Here is a 19,758-nt window from a genome sequence, read left to right as displayed (position 1 = left end):
ATTGGGCTCGCCTGATCACCCAGCCTACTGAATTAGGCAGGAGGTGTCTCATGAGGTGGGTTACCCGTGAACGACCCAAGATTGACCGTATTGCCTGTCCTTGGTTAATCACCCGTTTCATAGATCCACAGCCCGAGTTTCTATACGTGCCCAGCGCTGATGTGCTGCGGGTTGCAGCGGAGAAAGACGCTGCACCCTACGACATTCCCGGCGTAGAGCTGACTCATTTGGGCGAATTGTGCAGTTTCGATGCGTTCCTGAAAAAGTACCACCTCAGTGAACCAGCCTTGCACTATCTGGCCAAGATCGTGCGTGGCGCTGACACCTCACACCTGGAGATGACCCCACAATCGGCTGGGCTGTACGCGATTTCACTAGGGTTATCGCGGTGCTTTGCCGACGACCATGAAATGCTGGCACACGGTCTGATCATGTATGACGCGCTCTACGCTTGGTGCAAGGAGTGCCAAAGTGAATCACATAACTGGCCTCCGCAGATGTGAGGAAACTCGCCAACCGAAGCCCAGCCTAGCGCTGGGCTTTCTACATTAGTGACTGTGATCGTCATTTGGCTAATTGTTGCGAAGGCAATTCTCTGCAATGAGGCGTTTGTGACCCTTCGCGATAGGCACCAATCGGCCAGAAGCGGTCATGGGGACGCGACTTCTATTCAAAGAAAGTAAGCCCCCAAAATCCCCGCAGCAACGAACCAAACAAATACAACGATTACCGCAGCAAACCTGTTCGCTGGCGGCCTCACTTGGCTTTTCTCCCACTCACTCGCTTTGACCTGACACTCCTCGAGCACCTGCACAGGCATCAAGCGAATAGCGAGCAGAATGCCAAGCGGCAAGATGATCACGTCGTCCAAGTATCCAAGCACAGGAATGAAATCAGGAATGAGGTCGATTGGACTCAGCGCATACGCCACGACAAAAACCGAAATCCATTTGGGTAACCAAGGTGTCTGCGGATGCTGATAGCAAAACCAGAGAACCATGGTTTGCCGTTTTAGCTTTCTGGCCCAGCCGCGTAAACGATCAAGTATGCGTTTCATGTCGTAATTGTCAGTACCTGAAGGAGCGTGCCTGCGAGCGTAGCGCCTTGGGTGATTGACTGCTATGGGTAGTGGATTCAACCGGTCGTGACAGGCAGCAATCAGCCATGAGCGGACATCGAGATAGCAATCCTCAAAGGGGCCGCCCCCTTATGTCGTAGGCTATTTAAACAGCGCCCCCCTAGAACTTTTTCCTGTTTATCGGTCTATGTGGATAGGCACATCCGATCGTTAAGCGCGAACCCGCAAGCTTCCCGCAGCCGGATGGCCACACGTCCAAATATCAATCAGAGGTTGTCTTCGCGCATGAAATTCCATGACCCACGGATGGTGCTCTTCGGCCTGTTCGCGTTCGCGGCAGTGGGCTCGGCATCAGCTACACAGATGAAGACCTCAACCCCTGTTTTGGCACCTGAAGTCACAGCAGTTCAGTCTCCGGTCCAGGCTGCCGCCAACCCTTGGCCGACCTTGGCCAGTATGGCCGACAAGCAGCCAGGGCCGTTGCTTGCCCATGAAGACCGATACTGGCATGACGGCCGCTGGCACTCTCGTAGAGACGATTGGCGCCGAGACGACTGGCATAGAGATAACTGGCGCAGAGAACAAGCCCGCCGAGAAGCAGAACGCCATCGTGATTGGGAACGCCATCAGGATCGGGCCATGCGGTACCGATACGAGGACGATCGCCGCTACTATCGTCGCTAGTGCGATGCCCAGCAGCTTAAAAACGTCGACGAGATACGAGCGCCCCGCTTGCGCCCTCCTCGTCGGCGTTGAAGGCAATATGCAAACGCCGTCCCCCTCGAAGTGCCGATGACACCGAATTAGCCACCCCATGCGAATGCCCACGAAGCAGACATAGATGTTATGTTATATCCTATAAAACTATAAGCTGTCAGTCGCCACTGGCAGAGCCATCCACTCCCTGCTTGCGACATTCGATGACAACTTCTACCCACATCCCGCCCATCACAAGCTTGAACCAACGCCTGCTGTCCATTGATGCCCTGAGGGGATTGGTAATCCTCCTGATGCTGTTGGATCACGTGCGCGAAACGTTCTTTTTGCACCGTCAGGTAACAGACCCGATGGACATCGAATCCACTGAGCCGGCGCTATTTTTCAGCCGCACACTTGCTCATTTGTGTGCGCCGGTCTTCATACTGCTCACCGGACTGTCCGCTTACCTGTATGGCCAAAAGCACCAGGGCAAGGGCGATGTGTCAGCCTTTTTGTTCAAGCGCGGTCTGTTCCTGGTACTGCTGGAGTTCACCCTGGTGAATTTCGCCTGGACCTTTCAGTTCCCGCCTACGGCAATCTACATGCAAGTGATCTGGGCCATTGGCATCTGCATGATTGCCCTGGCCGGACTGGTTTGGTTACCCAGGCCCGTTCTGTGCTGCCTGGGCCTGGTGATCGTGGCCGGGCACAACCTGTTGGATAATGTTCACTTCGCGACAGGCTCGCCCATGCATATACCTTGGGCGATTCTGCATGATCGCGGCTGGATCGAATTCTCCGACGGCTTGCGTCTGCGTACCTCTTATCCTGTACTGCCGTGGATCGGTGTGATCGCCCTTGGATACAGTATCGGCCCCTGGTTTGCCGGCCAGGTTTTGGCCGCGAAGCGTCAACATACTCTGCTATTTACAGGGGTCGGGACATTGGTCGGATTTGTCGCACTGCGAGCCGTCGATGGTTATGGCGAGGCGCATTGGGTCGCCCATGAAGGCCTCACGCAAACCCTGATGAGTTTCTTCAACATTACAAAATACCCACCTTCCCTGCTGTTCCTTTCGCTGACGCTGGGAGTGGGCCTGTTACTGCTTCGTACCCTGGAACGGGCCCGACAACGCAAGTGGGTCAATGCTTTGGCAGTCTTTGGCGCGGCGCCGATGTTCTTCTACTTGCTCCACCTTTACCTACTCAAGGCGCTGTATCTGGTCAGCGTGGCGTTGTTCGGATTGAACCAGGGCACTTTTTTCGGTTTCAACAGCATTTGGGCTGTGTGGCTGACGGCGGTGCTCTTGGCTTTATCCCTGTATTTACCCGTGCGCTGGTTCGCGACATTGAAGGCACGCCGTCGCGATATCAGCTGGCTCAAATACTTCTGATCAGGACATTGTCCCGTCCTAAAAACCTTTATCAAAGCGGAACGAGGCGCCGTAAGCCGAATCCGGTAAATGGCTAGCGCCATCGTCCCGTAACCGCGAACGGAAGGTACCGCTCTGCGGCTGGGTGCGATACAAGCCGCGCTTTTGCAGTTCAGGAATGACCAGCTCAACGAAGTCCTCAAGGCTGCCCGGGCTGATCAGCGGGTTGAGCATGTAGCCGCTGGTGCCGGAAATACGGGCGTGCTCTTCGATCCGGTCGGCCACTTGTTGCGGCGTTCCCACCAGAATCAGATCACTGCCCCGGGTGACGTTGGCAAAGCGCTGTTTGACATCGCCGGCGGTCAAGGGCTTGCCACTGCCATCAGGCCGCATCACATAAGAGGTCATGCCTTCGGTGTGAGTGGACAACGCGTCGCTGTCTGCGTAGCGGCTGATGTCGATACCGGTATCACCGGCGTAGCTCACCAGTTGCGCCTGCAAGTGATAGTTGCTTTGCAGTTCGTCATATTTGCGCTGGGCTTCGATCTCGGTCCTGGCCGTGACGATGCGCAGTACCGTCAGTGATTTAACATCTTCTGCGTGACGCCCCCGTGCCCTGGCCTGCGTCCATATATCTTCCAGTCCCTGGCGAATCTCCAGCGGGTTGGACTTGGCGATGAAAATCAGTTCGGCGTGCTTGGCCGCGAACTCGCGACCACGGCCTGACCAACCGGCCTGGATCAGCAAGGGTGTGCGTTGTGGTGACGGGGACGTCAAATGCGGCCCGGCCACCCGGTAATGCTCGCCGACATGATTGATCGGTCGCACGCGATCGCCCCTGGCATAGACCTGGCGAGACTTGTCGGCCACCACGGCGTCATTTGCCCAGCTGCCTTCCCAGAGCTTGTAGACCACATCGAGAAATTCATCTGCGCGTTCATAGCGATCATCGTGCTTGATCATCTGCTCCAGACCGAAGTTGCGAGCGGCACTGGTCAGGTAGGAGGTGACGATGTTCCAGCCGACCCGGCCATTGGTCAGGTGATCCAGCGTGCTGAAACGCCGGGCATGGGTAAAAGGATGCTCGTAACTGGTGGTGACAGTCACGCCGAAGGCGAGGTTTTCCGTCACGGCGGCCAATGCCGGAATGATCATCAACGGATCGTTGGCCGGTGCTTCCACCGCCCACTTCATGGCCGCGTCGGCATTACCGCCAAACACATCGTAGAAACCCAGCACATCACCAAAAAACAACATGTCGAGATGAGCCTGGTCGGCGATGCGTGCCAGGTTCGACCAATAGCCCAGGGAGTTGATGGTCAGTCGCTCGTCAGCCGGGTGCGTCCAGAGGCTCGGTGCGCCGCCACAGCCAACACTGGCTTGCTCGTATAACGCAAACAACAGAGGTTTTGGATCGGACATCGTAGTACCTGTAAAAAGTCATTAAACGGGTGGGTCAGCGCTGGTGCTTGAAGCCTTTGCCGTAGTGGCGTTCAAGTCGGTTCTGTATCAACTCCAGGCCAATGGACAGGAGCCAATAGATAACGGCTGCGGTGGTGAGCATTTCGATGTAGCGGTAGGACGAGCGACCGTACGACTGCGCGAGGAACATCACTTCCCAGACCCCCATCACCGATATCAACGAAGAGTCCTTGAGCATTGAAATGAACTGACTGGTTGTCGGGGGAATGATCGTGCGCATGGCTTGCGGCAGGACAATATGCAGAAACGTTGCCGCAGGCTTCAGACCCAGGGCCATCGCCGCTTCGCGCTGCCCGGGTGCAACAGCCATGATGCCGGCACGAAAAATCTCGCTGAGGTAGGCACCGTAATTGAGCGACAGCGCAATGATCCCCGCGCTGATGGCGCCCGGAACCACACCCAACTGCGGCAGCCCCAGGTAGATCAGCAGGATCTGGATCAGCAGTGGAGTACCGCGAAAAAAGGACGCATAGAAACTGGCAATGCCGAACGCCACTGCACTGCGAGACAGGCGCGACAGCGCCGTCACGAAGCCAAGGAGCAACGAAAGCCAGATCGAGCAGAAGCACAAGAACAGCGTCAGCGCGGCGCCTTGCAAGAAACCGTCAGGCCCCAAATGCAGGCCGACCAGATTGGGCAACTTCTGCACAATGATCGAGAACTTCAGATCGAAGCTCATGAAAAACAAGACGCACAGGCCGAACAGCACTGCCCAGGTCAAATACAGGCGAGTGCGAAAACCAAATAGCTGGCTGAAACGACGCGTCTCGGTTTCGACGGCGACAGCCGCCTTGGCCGGGTGTGGATTAAGGGCTGTCATTGGCTGATATCGGCACCGATCCACTTCTGTGAAATCTTGCTTAACGTGCCGTCGGCCTTGAGCTGGGTGACGACCTCAGTGACTTTGGCATTCCATTGCGGATCACCCTTTTCGATCGCTACCACGTTGGGCTCCGCATACAGCGTGTCGCCGGCAATTTTGAAGCGAGGATCCTGGGCGATGCGTTCGCGAGCGGTGATGAGGTTGGTGACCATGGCATCCAGACGCACGCCCGTGCCCAAGGCCAGATCCTGGAAGGCTACCGTTTCGTTGTCGTATGGCGCGACCTGGACGCTTTCGAATGGATAGCTCAACGGCTTATCCTCGGCGCCCTCGATCACCAGATCCTTGTTCAAATAGGCTTCATAGGTCGACGCACTGATCACACCGACTTTTTTACCTGACAGATCCTTGCCCGTGACAATGTCCTTGTCTTTGGCATTCACCACGATCACGGCCGGTGACTGGTAATACTCCACCGGAAAGTCGAACACTTCGGCCCGTGCCTTGCTTGGGGTCATCGAGCAGACGCAGATGTCATATCGTCCGTTCCAGTGTCCGGCAGCGATGACATCCCAGGACGGTGTCTGCAACTTCAGCTTCACCCCTAGCCGTTGCGCAACGGCCTTGGCGACATCCACGTCAAACCCGTCCAGTTGGTTCTGTTCATTGAGAAAGGAGAATGGCGGATAGCTTTCCATCAGAACGCCGGTCAGCTCCCCGCTGCTGGTTACGCGATCCAGCGTGGCGCCCGCGAAAGCCGTCGAGCAGGTAGCCAGTAATGCCAAGCCAAAAGGTAAAAGCGCCTTAGTGTTCACAGACAAGTGCTCCAATCGATTCAAAATACTGAATAGATTAAAACGCACTATAAAAATACTTTGTACTTCATTTATGGAATATAAGACTGCGTTCAAGCTATATTGGATCCAGCGGTCCAGGCGCTTGCACCGCTGACGCTTGGTGGCAAGCAACACCCCGACCGATCCGTTCGGGGCGTTGCTCTTGGCTCAGCGATAACAATCGAGCAGGCGTGCAGCGACTTCCTTCAATTGCGCGTCGGCCAGGCGATTGATCCCGGCAGCACGCTTGCGCCCGCCCCCTGTGGGAAACTGCCGGCAGAAGGCATCCGCCGCCAGCCCGGCCTCTTCCGGTACCCGCAGACTGAACGCCCAGTCACCGTCCGCCCTGGCGCTGAGCAAGCCGATCGCCTTGCGCGGCGCACCGGCCGCCAGCTGGTTGGCCAGCACACCACTGACCCGCCGCGCCCAGGGTTGCGCGGGCAGGCGGTATAGCTGCGCGCCTCGCCCCTCGTGCCAGGGTTCAAGGCCTGTGGCAGCAGCCATGTCGGCGGCGTGGCCGATGCGCAGGGTGGTGAAGCTTGTGCTGTGGCGGATGAAGTCCAGCGGGTCGTGGTAAGGCAGCAGCTCGGCGGCCAGCGCCAGCGGATCGAAGTACAGGTCCGACAGGCTGTCGCCATAGGCGTTGTAGTTGAGCAGCAGGCCCAGCTCCTCCAGGGCCTGCATCTCATCGTTGGCCAGGCCATGCTGCACCGCCAGCGCCCGGGCCGGGCCGGTCAGGCCGTCACCAAAGGCGGCGGCCACCGCCCAGCGGTGATGACGCCCGTCCAGGTAGGTGTTGACCAGCAGGCTGGTGCACACCTGGGCGGCCGTGTCGATGAAGCACTCGAATGCCGGGTGCCCCGGCAGTTCGCCGGCAAAGTGGTGGTCGAAGTAGCGTACCCGGGCGCCGCCGTCGAGCAGGCGCCGGGTGGCCTCGCGGTTCTGCTCGTGGGCCACGTCCAGCACCGTGACCCGCTCGCCGGGCCCGGCCTGGACCCGGCGCAACAGCTCGATGTCGCGCTTGACCCCACTGACCAGTCGCACCTGCGGGCTCAGTTCGCCGGCCAGGCGCAACTGCTGAAGGGCGCACAGACCGTCGGCATCGCCGTTGAAGGCGCAGTGATCGATTGTGTTCATCTGCCCTGCTCCTCAGTACATGACTTCGCCGCCGTTGGCATCGAGCTGCGCACCATTGATCGCACTGGCGTAGTCCGATGCCAGAAACAACGCAGCGCGGGCGCACTCCTCGTCGCTGCGCATGCGCCCACCGGGGATGCCGACACTGAACTCGGCGCGCACCTGCTCTTCGCTGACACCCCGGGCGGCAGCGGTCTGGCGTACCAGAGCCTGCACCGGCTCGCCCCACATCCAGCCACAGGCCAGAGCGTTGACCCGCAGACCGTGGGCCGCCTGCTCGCTGGCCAGGTAGCGCACGCTAGCCGCCAGGGCGCTTTTCGACGCGGCATAGGCCGCCCCACCCTGATACGGCTTGCGCACGCCCAAGGTGTTGATCATCACGATTGCTCCCGCGCCCTGCGCGCGCATTGTCGCCAGCACCGCGCGGCTCATGTTCAGCGAACCCAGCAGGTTGACCTCCAGCGCCTCGCGCAGCGGGTCGTTGTCCGCCTCGCCCACCGCCTGGAAACCGCCATGGGAAAAGGCGCTGTTGATCAGCGCATCGATACGGCCGAATTGCTCGAGGGTGGCTTCGGCGAAACGATTGCAGGCCTGCACATCGGTGATGTCGGTGGCCACGCACAGCACCTCGCAATGCCCGGCGACCGCCTTGATGCGCTGTTGCGCCTCAAGCAGGCGACCCATGTCGCGGGCGCCGATGGCCACGGCCCGCGCCCCTTCGCGCGCGGCCTCCAGGGCCAGTTTGATGCCCAGCCCGGGGCCGACGCCCGAGACCATCACGACTTTGTCTTTAAGCAGCATGGGATGAATCCTCTTATTGTTTTGGGACAGGCTCAGGCTTGCAGATGCCGGGCACGGTATTCGGCGTAGTCACGTTGCAACAGCGCGTCGCTGAGGCCGAACTGGTCAGGGCTGTAGTGATGGGCAGCGCGTTTTTCCCGACCGTTGGCGGACAACCATTGGCCCATGGCTGCCTGAACTTTTGGCGTGCATTCAAGGCCGGCGAAGCGATAGATGCGTTCGACCACTGCCTGGGGCGCGGCCAGGGTGTCTTCGAACTGCACATCAAGAAAGCGCTCGGCCGGCATGCCGTCACGCACCGTCATGGCATGGCGCAAGGCCCGCGCCATGCGCCGGTTCCACTGCTCGCCGACGGCTTCGGCATCGGCCTGGTCGCTGTACAGCTGCCACAGGGTGTGGATGAAGCTGGCCAGCGAGGGAATGGTCCTGGCCGGTTCGCGATGGGTGAGCACCACCTGCGCCCCGGGGAACACGTCGAACAACAGCTCCAGGGTATGCAGGTGCTGCGGGCTCTTGAGCAACCAGCGCCGGCCGGGGGCGATGCCACGGCGTGCCTGCTGCCATTGCAGGAACTGCAGGCAGCGCTTGAGGTAACGGTAGACCTGGGTCTGGTCCTGCCGGTCGAGCCAGGCGGTGTAGCTGGGGACGTTGACGTAGGAGTCCATGGCGCAGAGGAACGAGTGCTCCATCAACATGAACTCTTCGTCGGGCTGCTCGGCGTCCAGTGGGTGGATGGCCAGCAACTGCGGAAGGAACTCGATCATCGCCGCCACTTCGGCGCGCGCCCGGTCGAGGCGCTGCAACGGCTGCTCCAGGGTCTCCCCGCCGAGGGGCGCCGGGTAACGGGTTTCCCACCACTGTGCCTTGCTGAACTGCGGGTCCACCGCCAGGGTGCGTTGCAGCAGCGTGGTGCCGGTGCGTGGCAGGCCGACGATCACCAACGGGTCGTTGATTTGCAGTTCGAGGATTTCCGGGAAGCGTCGACAGTGGTCTTCGATCACCAGTCGGTTGACCAGTTGCACCAGCAGCTTCTCGCGCAATAGCGCACGCCCCTGGGACGATAACCTCGCTTCCTGCTCCAGGGACTGCGCCAGTACCTGAAGGCCCTGGCGGAAATCGCCCGGGCCGAAATCCTCAAGGCCACCTGCGCGAGCACTGGCTTCGGCCAGCAGCAGGTCCGGAGAAAAATCGTTGCCGCTCATAATGCCAGCTCCTTGAGGTCATTGAGTTTGACCACGCGGGTGGTCGGGTGAACCGGTTGCCTGGCGCCGACCCAGCGCAGGCACAGGGTGCCGTGGGGATGGCCGGCGGTTTCCAGCCAGTTGGCCAGGCCCGGGTCACGGTGGCTGAGGACCATGCGCAGGCTGCCGTCCGCCGCAAGCTGCGCCGAATGCTTGTTCAGGCAGATGCGGTGGTAGCGGTAGTCGAGCGACTCCATCCAGTAGTTGTTGATCTGCAGGTTCCAGAAGTCGCAGGCCGGCACCTGGTCGACCTCGATCAGCAGCGCTTCGTCGTCGGCCAGCGCCCAGCAGGAGTGGTAGTAGAAGATGTTGGGGTCGCCGCCCACGGCCTGGCACAGCGCCTGGTCGGCAGGCGGCAGCTGGTTGCTGTGCTGCTGGTAACCCTGGGCCCAGTCGGCGAACAAGCGCGCGGTGTTCTCGACGAAACTGCCGACCCGCTGCAGGCTTTGTTGCAGGCCTACGGCGTCCAGCGGCACGGGTGCCTGGCTGGCCTGCAGGCGCTCGATGCGCAGTTGCGCCGGCTGCTCGCTGCTGCGATCGAGAAAGGTCTGGCGCACGATCAGCGCGTTGCTCTGCGGCTCAAGAGGAAGCCAGTTGCCGCTGGCCGGCGGGCGCTGGCTGAGGATGATCTCGAAGTTGCCCTCGGCATCCAGTAGCAGTTGCCCGGCGTCGATAAAGCCGGTCTGGATCATCTTGCCGTCAGTCTCGTACCCCCCCTTCTGCGAGCCGAAGCTCAGATAGGCGACACTGCCGCGCTGGCCGCTGACCCGGTATTCCTGCTCGCCGTTCAGGCGTGCATAGCGGTACAGGTTGTCGGGGTTGTCGGCGCCGATCTTGGCGGTTTCATGGGAGGGGGTGATGAAACCGGGGAAGTCGGGGTCGGCGAATTCCAGGTGCATCTCCAGGGCGATGCGCAGCAAGCGGGTGAGGTAGCGAAAGCCTTCGGCGCGGGTCTGCTCGTCGGCCGGGGCTTCGGCACGCAGTATCTGTTCGCCGCTGCGGCGCAGCTGCTCGCAAAACCGGGTCCAGGTCTCACCGCTGATGACCTCCTGTTGGGGGGTGTCTGTTGCCATGTCAGTCTCCTCTGCCGGCGGAGGGCCCGCCGCTGCACATGACCTTAGGGAGAAGCGCGGCAACGGTTCTTCGTCCGTGCGGACTAAACGCCCGATCTAGTCCGGGCAGACGAGGAGCCGCCGGGTACAAGCGGTGAGGATCGCGCCTGAGCCCAGGGCTCACTGGCGCCACCGTCCGTGGCGCGCAGTCATCCTCACAGGAGCCACCCATGAACGCAGAAAAAAACCTGGTCCGTTCGCTGACCGTGGACATCGCCGCCCCGGCCGAACTGGTCTGGGCAATCCTCATCGACCTGCCTGCCTACCCGCAGTGGAACCCTTACACGGTCAAGGTCGAGTCGAGCCTGGTGCTTGGCGAGCCGGTCAATCTGTTCCTGCCCAACCCGGGGCGGCCGGGCGAACTGCTGCACGTGATCGAGTACCTGGCGGACTTCGAGCCCCACCGGCTGCTCGCCTGGGAGATGTATGCCAACGCCGGCAATCCCGACGCTGCCCGCCGCGAGCAGCACATCGAGCACACTGGCGCGGCCCGTTGCCGCTACCACACCACCGACCAGTTCCTCGGCGCCACCGCCGACCAGGTCATGACCAATCACGGCGCTTGGGTCAAACAAGGGTTCGATGCCGTGGCCCACGCGCTCAAGATCCGTGCCGAGACGCTGTACGCGTCCGTCGCGTGACCTTCAGCTGTCGGCGCTTCTTCGTCCGAGCAGACGAAGAGGCACCGGCGGTGCTTTACCTACCGTGGTGTTCAGCCGGCGCCAATCCCGGCAGAACTCGAGGAGGTATCCGATGTTGACTCATCTGCAATGGCTGGAAGCGGAAAGCATCCAGATCATCCGCGAAGTGGTGGCCGAGTGTGAGAACCCGGTGATGCTCTACTCCATCGGCAAGGACAGCGCGGTCATGCTGCACCTGGCGATGAAGGCCTTCGCCCCGGGCAAGCCGCCCTTCCCCCTGCTGCACGTGGACACCACTTGGAAGTTTCGCGAAATGATCGCCTTTCGCGACCAGACCGCCGAACGCCTGGGCCTGGAACTGCTGGTGCACATCAACCCCGAAGGCGTGGAAAACGCCATCGACCCCTTCATCCACGGCTCGGCCGTGCACACCGATGTGTGGAAGACCCAGGGCCTGAAGCAGGCCCTGGACCACTACGGTTTCGATGCCGCGTTCGGCGGTGCCCGGCGTGACGAAGAAAAGTCGCGGGCCAAGGAGCGGGTGTTTTCCCTGCGCTCCGAGCAGCACCGCTGGGACCCCAAGCAGCAGCGCCCGGAGCTCTGGCGCCTGTACAACACCCGCAAGCGCAAGGGTGAAAGCCTGCGGGTGTTCCCGCTGTCGAACTGGACCGAGCTGGATATCTGGCAATACATCTACCTGGAACAGATCCCCATCGTGCCCTTGTACTTCGCCAAGGAGCGCCCGGTGGTGCGCCGTGACGGCACGCTGATCATGGTCGACGACGAACGCCTGCCGCTGCTGCCCGGAGAAACCCCGGAGCTGCGCAAGGTGCGCTTCCGCACGCTTGGCTGCTATCCGTTGACCGGCGCCATCGACAGTGACGCCGACAACCTGCCGGCGATCATCGGCGAGATGCTGGTCAGCCGCACCTCGGAACGCCAGGGCCGCCTGATCGACAGCGACTCGGCGGGCTCCATGGAGAAGAAGAAACAAGAGGGGTATTTCTGATGAACGCGATCACCGATGCACGCAATGGCGACCTGACGCCCTACCTGCAACAACAGCAGAACAAGCAACTGCTGCGCTTCATCACCTGTGGCAGTGTCGACGACGGCAAGAGCACCCTGATCGGCCGCCTGCTGTATGAATCCAAGGTGTTGTTCGAGGATCAGTTGGGCCAGCTCGAAGCCGACTCGAAAAAGCTCGGCACCCAGGGTGACGAACTGGATTTCGCCCTGCTGGTGGACGGCCTGAGCGCCGAGCGCGAGCAAGGCATTACCATCGATGTGGCCTACCGTTTTTTTGCCACCGACAAGCGTAAGTTCATCGTCGCCGACACCCCCGGCCACGAACAGTACACCCGCAACATGGTCACAGGCGCGTCCACCGCCGACCTGGCGGTGATCCTCATCGATGCCCGCCAGGGCTTGCTGACTCAGACCCGCAGGCACAGTTACCTGGTGTCGCTGCTGGGCATCCGCAAGGTGGTGGTGGCGATCAACAAGCTCGACCTGGTGGAATACTCCCAGGCATTGTTCGAGCGCATCGAAGCCGAGTATCGCGCCTTCGCCGCACAGATAGGCCTGCAGGATATCCAGTGCATTCCGCTGTCGGCGCTGCGCGGCGACAACATGCTCCAGCCCAGCCCCAACACGCCCTGGTACCAGGGCCCGAGCCTGCTCGCCTACCTTGAAGACGTACCGCTGGAGCAGGACCGGCAGAGCCACGCGGCGTTCCGTCTGCCGGTGCAGTGGGTGAACCGGCCGAACCTGGATTTTCGTGGCTATTGCGGCAACGTCGTGGCCGGCAGCGTGCGCGTCGGCGAGCGTATCCGCGTGCTGCCCTCGGGCCAGCAGAGCGAGATCACCGGCATCCTTGGCAGCGCCGGGGAACAGCAGCAAGCCGTGTGCGGCCAGGCCGTGACCCTGACCCTCAAGGACGAGATCGATATCAGTCGCGGCGACGTGATCGCCCTGGCCGACGCCCCGCCAGCTGTGGCCGACCAGTTCGAAGCGACCCTGGTGTGGATGGACGAACAGCCCCTGTTGCCGGGGCGTCCGTACCTGATGAAGATCGGTTGCCGCACCGTCGGCATGAGCTGCGCCAACCTCAAGCACCGGGTCGATGTGAACAGCCTCGAGCACCTGGCGGCCAAGACCCTGGAACTTAACGGCATTGGCGTGTGCAACCTGCACCTGGACCGGCCGATCGCCTTCGATGCCTATGCCGACAACCGCGATACCGGGGGCTTCATCGTCATCGACCGTCTGAGCAATCGCACGGTCGGCGCCGGCATGCTGCACTTCGCCTTGCGCCGTGCGCAGAACGTGCACTGGCAGGCCATCGACGTCAACCGCGAGGCCCACGCCGCGCTCAAGGGCCAGTCGCCGCGGGTGCTGTGGTTTACCGGTTTGTCCGGTGCGGGCAAATCGACCATCGCCAACCTGGTCGAGCGCAAGCTGCATGCCCTGGGCCGGCACACCTATCTGCTCGACGGCGACAACGTGCGCCACGGCCTGAACCGCAACCTGGGCTTTACCGAAGCCGACCGGGTGGAAAACATCCGTCGGGTCTCGGAGGTGGCCAGGCTGATGCTCGATGCCGGGCTAATCACCCTGGTCTCGTTCATCTCGCCGTTCCGGGCCGAGCGTGACATGGCCCGCAGCCTGGCCGGCGACGGCAACTTCCTCGAGATCTTCATCGATGCGCCGCTGGCCCTGGCCGAGCAGCGCGACCCCAAGGGCCTGTACCTCAAGGCCCGGCGCGGTGAGCTGAAAAACTTCACCGGCATCGACTCGCCCTACGAGCCGCCGGTGGCGCCGGACATCCACATCGACACCCGGCACGAGCCTGCCGAGGCCGCCGCCGAACGCATAGTCGAGGCCCTGCTGGCGCTGTAACGGCTACCGGGCGCAGCCTGCTCCTTGGGTAAGCGCTGCGCCCGTCAGCGCCTAGGCCAAACGGACGATTTTGCCGCCGTGACCCCGGTCGATACTCGCCCATGACACCACGCAGCCAAAGAGGCGCGCATGACCCTGCCCTTTTCCACCTGCCCGGACCTGCACGCCAGCATCGACATCCCCTCGGCCGAGCTCAGCAGCCTGCTCGGACTGGTCTACCACGGCACGCTGGAGCCCACGCCCTGGGCCAGTTTGCTCGAAGCCCTGCGCCAGCGCTTCGCCGTCAGCTTCTTCACCCTGGTGCTGCGCAACCCCGACCATGAACGCCCCGGGCTGATCGTCAATGCCTCGGTGCATGGCGCGCTGTTACCCGGCGAGCCCTCCTACAGCGAGCACTTCTATTCGATCTGTCCGTTCCTCGACTGGCCCGCAGACCAGGTGGCCAGTGCCGACCAGGTGCTCGGCACAGAGGCCTGGCTGGCCCATGACTTCTACCGCAACTACCTGCAGCCCCTGGACCTGCGCGATGTGCTGGTGGCCAACATGCGCACCGCCGCCGGCATGCACTGCGCGCTGTTCGCCTGCCGCGACCACGCCAGCGCAGCGTTCACCCCGGCGCAAATCAACCTGATCCGCCTGTTGTTACCGCACCTGCAACAGGCGGTGGACCTGCACTCGGCGGTGGATCAACTGGATGCCGAACGCCAGCTCTACGCGGCCACCATCGACCGCCTGATGGTTGGTACGGCCATCCTCGACGAGAACGGCCGGATGATGCGCTGCAACCGTGCCGCCCAGCGCCTGTTCGACAGCCATGACGGCCTGGAATGCAGGCACGACAAGCTCTGTGCCTTCGCCGGCCATGAGAACCGCACACTGCAACAGGCCATCCAGGCTGTGTTGAAACAACGCCCGCGCGGCCTCGACGACCTGCAAGTCCTGACCCTGTCGCGACCCAGCGGCGAGATGCCACTGAACCTGCTGCTGCGCCCGATTGCCATGAACTACCAGACCCACAACAGCGCCCGACGCCCGGCAGTGGTGGTGTTCATCCGCGATCCTGCCGACTCGCCCCAAGCCTCGCGCGACCTGCTGCGCAGCCTGTTCCAACTGACCCGCACGGAAACCGAAGTGGCGATGCTGGTCATGGACGGCCAGACCCTCGATGAGACGGCCGAGGCGCTCGGGGTTTCGCGCAACACCGTGCGCGCCCACTTGCGCGGCGTGTTCGCCAAGACTGGCGCCACGCGCCAGGCGCAATTGGTCAAGACCTTGCTCAATAGCGTGGCGTCGTTGGGGTAGCGGTCTGTCGCTGATGTTTCAGACAAAAAAGGCGACCCTCCTTCGAAGGTCGCCTCTTCAACATCAATGACTGCAAGAACCCGATACCCACGATGGGTTCACCATCAGAGCGGTTACTTGTTTGCTGTCACCGGTCCCTGATAGTAAGGCAGGCTGTCAATCCGTGGCTTATAGGCCCCAGTGCGGACACTACGCTGAACATGCGCCGCGATCTCATCCATAGGTGCAAACCAGACACCGCCTTTTTGCATCATGTATTCGATCAACTTCGACACTTCATGCCATCGTGCCAGGCGACCGGAAAGGAAAGGATGCCAGACGGGTATGAACAGACCGCCATACTCCCAAGCAGCATCAAACTCGGCCTTGAAAACCTCCATGGCGCGTTGCGGCGACTGGATCGGCATTTGAAAATCAAGGTCGATACTGTGCATGTACTGGGGCCAGTCATCCAGCGCCCAACTGGAGGGTAGCTCCACCAGCTCTCCAGCATTTGTACGCAACAGATAAGGAACATCATCCCCCATCAACGAGGCGTCATAACTGAAGCCTCGCTCGATCAGCAAATCAGCCGAGTGCTCCGACATGTTGTAGAGGGGAGCCCGCCAGCCTCGCGGTGCCTGGCCCGTGAAGCGCTTGATGGTGTCGCAACCGCGATCGAGCCAATAAGCTTCTTCTTCTCGAGTCAGCTCGTTTGGATGTTCGTGTATGTAGCCATGGTGAGCAATTTCGTGGCCATGTTCGACGATCGCTTCAATGGCCTTCGGGTATTGCTCGATGCACCAGGCCGGGATGAAGAACGTTTGTTTAATCTCGAAACGTCGATAGGTCTCCAGGATCCTTGGAATCGCCACCTTCGGTCCATAGTGCAGCATAGAAATACTGGCAACTCGCGTTGCCGAATCCTTGGGGTGCGCCACATGCAGAATGCTGTCCGCATCCATGTCAAAGGTAAAGGAGACGGCACAACGTGCGCCATTTGGCCAGACAATAGGGTTTTCAATCATGCTTAATCACCAATGGCTGCTGAATATCATTGATTCACCAGGAACCTGAGCAATACCGATATCAATACTCGTGATCGCGCAGCCAGTCGGAGTAATGGGTCAGTCCTTTTTCCAGCGACCATTGCGCTGAGTACCCCAATGCCTGCTGCGCAGCACTCAGATCCCATTCCCCATGCCGATCCAGATGCCAGTAGCCATTGCCGATTTCGATGCGGGCCTCAGGCATCATTTTCCTGATCAGTTCAACGGCCTCATGCAGTGTCCAGGAACGATCACCGGCAATATTGAATACACCGCCCTTCAAGTCTCTGGTTTCAGCTGCCATGAGCACAGCGCGCACAACATCTTCCACATGAATGTAATGGAACCGATGATCGCCGCCGGTAGGCAAGTTGAATGTTTCACCCCGATGAACTGTTTTAAGTATGTCCCTGAGAACCTGCGGCATTTTATTTTCAGGGCCATACACTTCAGCAATCCGCAGCGAGATGACTTCCATCCCGTAGAGGTCGTTGTAGACCCGGCCAAAATGCTCGGTGGCAACTTTGGTTACACCATAAGGTGTCGTTGGGTTAGTTGGTGTTTTTTCATTGATGACACCCTCGAAATGCCCGTACACCGTTTCCGAAGAAAAATTCACCAGCTTTTTAATGCCCGCCAGGCGCATTGCCTCAAGCAAATGAATAGTGCCATCGATGTTCGCTGCCACTGTCGTGATCGGCAGATCTATGGACAAGTCGGGATGCGACATCGCTGCCGTGTGAATAACACGATCAACGCCAAAGTCCTGGATGGTTCTGACAATCCGGGGAATATCGTATAACTCCCCCTGTACAGGGATCATGAACTCCGACCTGGCCTCTGAGTAGTCACGATTGTAACTAACCACCTTGACGCCCTGCTCGCTGAGCTTTTTAGTCAGGTACCTGCCAACATAGCCCAAACCACCGGTAATCATTACAGCGCTCATGTTGTATCCTTCTTGTTATTAGAAAAATCAGAGCCACTTGTTTGACTGGGAAATTCATGACTCAGTGAAGTTTGCAAGACACCCGACTAAATCGCGGCCCCGCCATTGGGGCTGACGATCTGTCCAACCATGTAATTTCCCGCGGGCCCGGCCAGGGCTTCGACCATGGCTGCAATCTCGTCCGGCTTTCCGAAGCGCTTCAATGGAATGGTCGCTCGCGTCTCGTCGTTGTATTCAATGGTGTCGTTGATCAACATGTCTGTTTCGATCGGCCCCGGTGCCACCGAATTGACCAATACGCCTTGTGGGGCAACTTCCTTCGCAACCGCTTTAGTCAGTGCGATCACCCCGCCCTTGGAGGCGCAATACGCGGCGTAGGTTGGAAAGCCAATCAATCCAAGCTCGGAACTGATGTTGATAATCCGCCCCTGACCACGTGCCAGCATGCCCGGCAACACGGCCTGCATGCAGGCCCAGGTCCCTCCGAGATTGGTACTGATCATCTGTTCCCACTGTGCCCATGTCGTCTGCGCGACGGTCGCCGAAACCAGCCGCCCGGCATTGTTGACAAGAATATCGACCCGCCCGAAGCGGCTCTCCGCCTCCCTGATGATTCCGGCTGCCGCTTCGGGATGACTGACATCGGCTTGAACAGTGATCCCGTCGCCGCCGTTGTCCTGGGCAATACGTATTACTTCATCCAGTTGATCCTTGACGTCGAAGTAGTTGAGTACCAAATACTCCCCACTTGCAGCAAAACGTTTGGCAATTGCCAGGCCAATACCCCTTGCTGCTCCCGTAATTACGACAACACGCTTCATAAGTTCACCCATGGTTTTAAATGAACACCACACGCAGGCGCCAATCTCCAACTAACGCAGACTGGGCCGCATGCGTTAACTTCGGAATCAGGACTCTTGCATTGGAGTCAGTACGGCTTGTCTGGAAACTCGCGACTGCCAGAACACAATCATCGCGCCAGAAAGAATGGTCAGCGCGCCAAGGTACCAGGCGGTGTATTGATCTTCGGGCGAAACCGGATTCGCCCCGGCGGTATAACCGATGTATCCCAGCACAAGGATTGCCAGCGCAGCCGGGATCGACAGTGCCAGCGCCATAACGAAACGTTGACGGCGGAAGGTCATGACAATGAACGCTGCGATAGCGGCCATATAGGACATCACCAGCGTGATGGTCACGACATCGTAGTACCAGGAGATTTTGTCCAGTGGCTTCCACCAGAGCAGCGTAATCGCGAGGGCCGAGACGATAACGCTGGCCAGCCATGGCGATCTCGATTTATTGACTGAGCGAAACGCCGCTGGCAGATGCCCCTCCTCACTCATTCGATAGAGCGTACGCGCAGCCGCACTTGAAGAAATCTGCAAGCCGGCGCATGCCGAAGTGATCACGACGAACAGAGCGATCCAGGCCATGGCCGGGGGCAAGTAGACATTCGCCACGGCGGCGATCGGCCCACCGTTGCCGTCTTCGATAATGGCCGCCAACTTCTCTACAGGCACCGCGTACTGCCAGCCAATCGCCGCGAGACTGTAAATGACAAATGCCGAAGTCAGAACCAGAAGCATGGAGCGTTGTACCGTCCGAACCGGAATACGCGATTCCTCGATGTAGTTGATCGCCGAATCGAAGTTCGCGAGCATCCACACACCGAACAGCACCCCCGGCCCGATCGCGGACCAGCCACCAGCCCCTTCCAGCGTGTACATGGACATCACTGACAAATCCGGAACCTGAGGATTGATGATGCCCATCAGCCCTAGCCCGGCTACAACGCTGATCTCGAAAATCAGAAATACGCTGGCGACCTTGGCTGTGGCATTGACGCCGTTGCAGGAGATGGCCAGGAAGATCAGAACCATGCCCGTCCCGATCAGTTTTGCGTTAAGCGGCCCCGCCAACACCGGGAACAGCGCCTGTATGTATTCGGTTCCGATGATTGCGCACATTGCCATCACCGCCATGCAGGCAACGGAGTACGCCCAACCGAGAATGGTCCCTACACGGGTATGCAGAAAACGCGAGGTGAAGGTGAAGATGCCACCCGCCGACGGTGCCTGGCGAGTGAGTGAGATCATGCAGAACGCCATGACCAGCATCGGAAAGAAGTACGCAATCAAAATGGCCAGTGGCGCGTGGTGGCCCGATATCGAGTAAAGAATCGACATGGAAGAGGCTGCGATCCAGCCTGGCGCATTGAAACCCAGCGCCGAAAAAGTCACATCCCTGGTGGTTAGAGTTCCCTTGTTTAACGCCGTATCCAGATCACGAACAGTTCCGTCACGGTCATAGCCGATAAGTTCATAGAAGTTCATTTTTCAGGCTCTGATTAAT

Annotated in this window: 19 protein-coding genes; 7 read left to right on the top strand and 12 right to left on the bottom strand. The window is 60.0% G+C overall.

What is annotated here, in order from left to right; genetic code table 11:
* The first annotated feature begins 50 nt into the window (after positions 1–50).
* The gene (locus KGA96_RS19820) at positions 51–503 is read left to right on the top strand and encodes a chromate resistance protein ChrB domain-containing protein (protein WP_223514510.1); all 453 of its coding nucleotides are present in this window, start codon (positions 51–53) and stop codon (positions 501–503) included.
* Positions 504–670: 167 nt separating this feature from the next.
* On the opposite strand, the gene KGA96_RS19815 is transcribed toward KGA96_RS19820, so the two are convergent.
* On the bottom strand, positions 671–1,057 hold the full coding sequence (locus KGA96_RS19815; protein WP_223465041.1) for a YkvA family protein: 387 nt from the start codon (positions 1,055–1,057) through the stop codon (positions 671–673).
* A 306-nt stretch (positions 1,058–1,363) separates the two neighbouring features.
* On the opposite strand from KGA96_RS19815, the gene KGA96_RS19810 reads away from it, so the two are divergent.
* Together KGA96_RS19810 and KGA96_RS19805 are read left to right on the top strand one after the other, a co-directional pair.
* On the top strand, positions 1,364–1,762 hold the full coding sequence (locus KGA96_RS19810; RefSeq protein ID WP_080925272.1) for a hypothetical protein: 399 nt from the start codon (positions 1,364–1,366) through the stop codon (positions 1,760–1,762).
* A gap of 236 nt (positions 1,763–1,998) precedes the next feature.
* A complete protein-coding gene (locus tag KGA96_RS19805) occupies positions 1,999–3,171 on the top strand; it encodes a DUF1624 domain-containing protein (protein WP_223514507.1) in 1,173 nt (390 codons plus the stop codon).
* Positions 3,172–3,189: 18 nt separating this feature from the next.
* Here KGA96_RS19805 and KGA96_RS19800 read toward each other — a convergent pair whose 3' ends face one another.
* From KGA96_RS19800 to KGA96_RS19770, 7 genes are all read right to left on the bottom strand, one after another.
* The gene (locus KGA96_RS19800) at positions 3,190–4,572 is read right to left on the bottom strand and encodes an LLM class flavin-dependent oxidoreductase (RefSeq protein WP_223514504.1); all 1,383 of its coding nucleotides are present in this window, start codon (positions 4,570–4,572) and stop codon (positions 3,190–3,192) included.
* Between the two features lie 34 nt (positions 4,573–4,606).
* Entirely contained in the window at positions 4,607–5,452 is an 846-nt protein-coding gene (locus KGA96_RS19795; RefSeq protein ID WP_223514499.1) for an amino acid ABC transporter permease, read from the bottom strand.
* On the bottom strand, positions 5,449–6,270 hold the full coding sequence (locus KGA96_RS19790; protein ID WP_046038301.1) for an ABC transporter substrate-binding protein: 822 nt from the start codon (positions 6,268–6,270) through the stop codon (positions 5,449–5,451). Before KGA96_RS19790 ends, KGA96_RS19795 begins: the two co-directional genes overlap by 4 nt.
* Positions 6,271–6,459: 189 nt before the next feature.
* Positions 6,460–7,428 carry a DHH family phosphoesterase gene (locus KGA96_RS19785; RefSeq protein ID WP_223514497.1) on the bottom strand — a complete coding sequence of 323 codons (969 nt, stop codon included), beginning with the start codon at positions 7,426–7,428 and terminating at the stop codon, positions 6,460–6,462.
* A gap of 12 nt (positions 7,429–7,440) precedes the next feature.
* Positions 7,441–8,229: an SDR family oxidoreductase gene (locus KGA96_RS19780; RefSeq protein WP_223514493.1), complete on the bottom strand. Its 789-nt coding sequence runs from the start codon at positions 8,227–8,229 to the stop codon at positions 7,441–7,443.
* Between the two features lie 32 nt (positions 8,230–8,261).
* Entirely contained in the window at positions 8,262–9,431 is a 1,170-nt protein-coding gene (locus KGA96_RS19775; RefSeq protein ID WP_223514490.1) for a sulfotransferase family protein, read from the bottom strand.
* Positions 9,428–10,543 (bottom strand): DUF1214 domain-containing protein, encoded by a 1,116-nt coding sequence (locus KGA96_RS19770; RefSeq protein WP_223514488.1) that lies wholly within the window; start codon positions 10,541–10,543, stop codon positions 9,428–9,430. The genes KGA96_RS19775 and KGA96_RS19770 overlap by 4 nt, the downstream gene beginning before the upstream one ends.
* Positions 10,544–10,752: 209 nt before the next feature.
* Here KGA96_RS19770 and KGA96_RS19765 point away from each other — a divergent pair, with 209 nt between their 5' ends.
* The 4 genes from KGA96_RS19765 to KGA96_RS19750 all read left to right on the top strand — a co-directional run bounded on the left by KGA96_RS19765 (position 10,753) and on the right by KGA96_RS19750 (position 15,426).
* The gene (locus KGA96_RS19765) at positions 10,753–11,223 is read left to right on the top strand and encodes an SRPBCC domain-containing protein (protein ID WP_223514485.1); all 471 of its coding nucleotides are present in this window, start codon (positions 10,753–10,755) and stop codon (positions 11,221–11,223) included.
* A complete protein-coding gene (gene cysD, locus KGA96_RS19760; RefSeq protein ID WP_263287061.1) occupies positions 11,165–12,232 on the top strand; it encodes a sulfate adenylyltransferase subunit CysD in 1,068 nt (355 codons plus the stop codon). Before KGA96_RS19765 ends, cysD begins: the two co-directional genes overlap by 59 nt.
* Positions 12,232–14,124 (top strand): sulfate adenylyltransferase subunit CysN, encoded by a 1,893-nt coding sequence (cysN, locus tag KGA96_RS19755; protein WP_223514482.1) that lies wholly within the window; start codon positions 12,232–12,234, stop codon positions 14,122–14,124. The genes cysD and cysN overlap by 1 nt, the downstream gene beginning before the upstream one ends.
* Before the next feature lie 129 nt (positions 14,125–14,253).
* Positions 14,254–15,426: a helix-turn-helix transcriptional regulator gene (locus tag KGA96_RS19750; RefSeq protein WP_223465035.1), complete on the top strand. Its 1,173-nt coding sequence runs from the start codon at positions 14,254–14,256 to the stop codon at positions 15,424–15,426.
* 113 nt (positions 15,427–15,539) lie between these two features.
* On the opposite strand, the gene KGA96_RS19745 is transcribed toward KGA96_RS19750, so the two are convergent.
* From KGA96_RS19745 to KGA96_RS19730, 4 genes are all read right to left on the bottom strand, one after another.
* Positions 15,540–16,433 carry a polysaccharide deacetylase family protein gene (locus KGA96_RS19745; RefSeq protein WP_223514480.1) on the bottom strand — a complete coding sequence of 298 codons (894 nt, stop codon included), beginning with the start codon at positions 16,431–16,433 and terminating at the stop codon, positions 15,540–15,542.
* Between the two features lie 61 nt (positions 16,434–16,494).
* Complete coding sequence (locus KGA96_RS19740; RefSeq protein ID WP_223514476.1) at positions 16,495–17,403, bottom strand: NAD-dependent epimerase/dehydratase family protein; 909 nt, start codon at positions 17,401–17,403, stop codon at positions 16,495–16,497.
* Between the two features lie 86 nt (positions 17,404–17,489).
* A complete protein-coding gene (locus KGA96_RS19735) occupies positions 17,490–18,224 on the bottom strand; it encodes an SDR family NAD(P)-dependent oxidoreductase (RefSeq protein ID WP_046038382.1) in 735 nt (244 codons plus the stop codon).
* An 87-nt stretch (positions 18,225–18,311) separates the two neighbouring features.
* The gene (locus tag KGA96_RS19730) at positions 18,312–19,739 is read right to left on the bottom strand and encodes an APC family permease (RefSeq protein WP_046038318.1); all 1,428 of its coding nucleotides are present in this window, start codon (positions 19,737–19,739) and stop codon (positions 18,312–18,314) included.
* Positions 19,740–19,758: the final 19 nt, after the last annotated feature.

The organism is Pseudomonas sp. GL-R-26 (genome assembly GCF_019947365.1).
Lineage (GTDB): Bacteria > Pseudomonadota > Gammaproteobacteria > Pseudomonadales > Pseudomonadaceae > Aquipseudomonas.
The sequence above is the reverse complement of the archived record's forward strand: the minus strand, read 5'-3'. Positions and strand labels throughout refer to the sequence as shown.

Excerpts from the sequence above, each read along its gene's own strand:
- KGA96_RS19805 (WP_223514507.1), top strand. The coding sequence starts at position 1,999 with ATGACAACTTCTACCCACATCCCGCCCATCACAAGCTTGAACCAACGC.
- KGA96_RS19800 (WP_223514504.1), bottom strand. The coding sequence starts at position 4,572 with ATGTCCGATCCAAAACCTCTGTTGTTTGCGTTATACGAGCAAGCCAGT.
- KGA96_RS19775 (WP_223514490.1), bottom strand. The coding sequence starts at position 9,431 with ATGAGCGGCAACGATTTTTCTCCGGACCTGCTGCTGGCCGAAGCCAGT.
- KGA96_RS19780 (WP_223514493.1), bottom strand. The coding sequence starts at position 8,229 with ATGCTGCTTAAAGACAAAGTCGTGATGGTCTCGGGCGTCGGCCCCGGG.
- cysD (WP_263287061.1), top strand. The coding sequence starts at position 11,165 with ATGCCGTGGCCCACGCGCTCAAGATCCGTGCCGAGACGCTGTACGCGT.
- KGA96_RS19740 (WP_223514476.1), bottom strand. The coding sequence starts at position 17,403 with ATGAGCGCTGTAATGATTACCGGTGGTTTGGGCTATGTTGGCAGGTAC.
- KGA96_RS19750 (WP_223465035.1), top strand. The coding sequence starts at position 14,254 with ATGACCCTGCCCTTTTCCACCTGCCCGGACCTGCACGCCAGCATCGAC.
- KGA96_RS19770 (WP_223514488.1), bottom strand. The coding sequence starts at position 10,543 with ATGGCAACAGACACCCCCCAACAGGAGGTCATCAGCGGTGAGACCTGG.
- KGA96_RS19765 (WP_223514485.1), top strand. The coding sequence starts at position 10,753 with ATGAACGCAGAAAAAAACCTGGTCCGTTCGCTGACCGTGGACATCGCC.
- KGA96_RS19745 (WP_223514480.1), bottom strand. The coding sequence starts at position 16,433 with ATGATTGAAAACCCTATTGTCTGGCCAAATGGCGCACGTTGTGCCGTC.
- KGA96_RS19730 (WP_046038318.1), bottom strand. The coding sequence starts at position 19,739 with ATGAACTTCTATGAACTTATCGGCTATGACCGTGACGGAACTGTTCGT.
- KGA96_RS19795 (WP_223514499.1), bottom strand. The coding sequence starts at position 5,452 with ATGACAGCCCTTAATCCACACCCGGCCAAGGCGGCTGTCGCCGTCGAA.
- KGA96_RS19810 (WP_080925272.1), top strand. The coding sequence starts at position 1,364 with ATGAAATTCCATGACCCACGGATGGTGCTCTTCGGCCTGTTCGCGTTC.
- KGA96_RS19820 (WP_223514510.1), top strand. The coding sequence starts at position 51 with ATGAGGTGGGTTACCCGTGAACGACCCAAGATTGACCGTATTGCCTGT.
- KGA96_RS19815 (WP_223465041.1), bottom strand. The coding sequence starts at position 1,057 with ATGAAACGCATACTTGATCGTTTACGCGGCTGGGCCAGAAAGCTAAAA.
- cysN (WP_223514482.1), top strand. The coding sequence starts at position 12,232 with ATGAACGCGATCACCGATGCACGCAATGGCGACCTGACGCCCTACCTG.
- KGA96_RS19785 (WP_223514497.1), bottom strand. The coding sequence starts at position 7,428 with ATGAACACAATCGATCACTGCGCCTTCAACGGCGATGCCGACGGTCTG.
- KGA96_RS19735 (WP_046038382.1), bottom strand. The coding sequence starts at position 18,224 with ATGAAGCGTGTTGTCGTAATTACGGGAGCAGCAAGGGGTATTGGCCTG.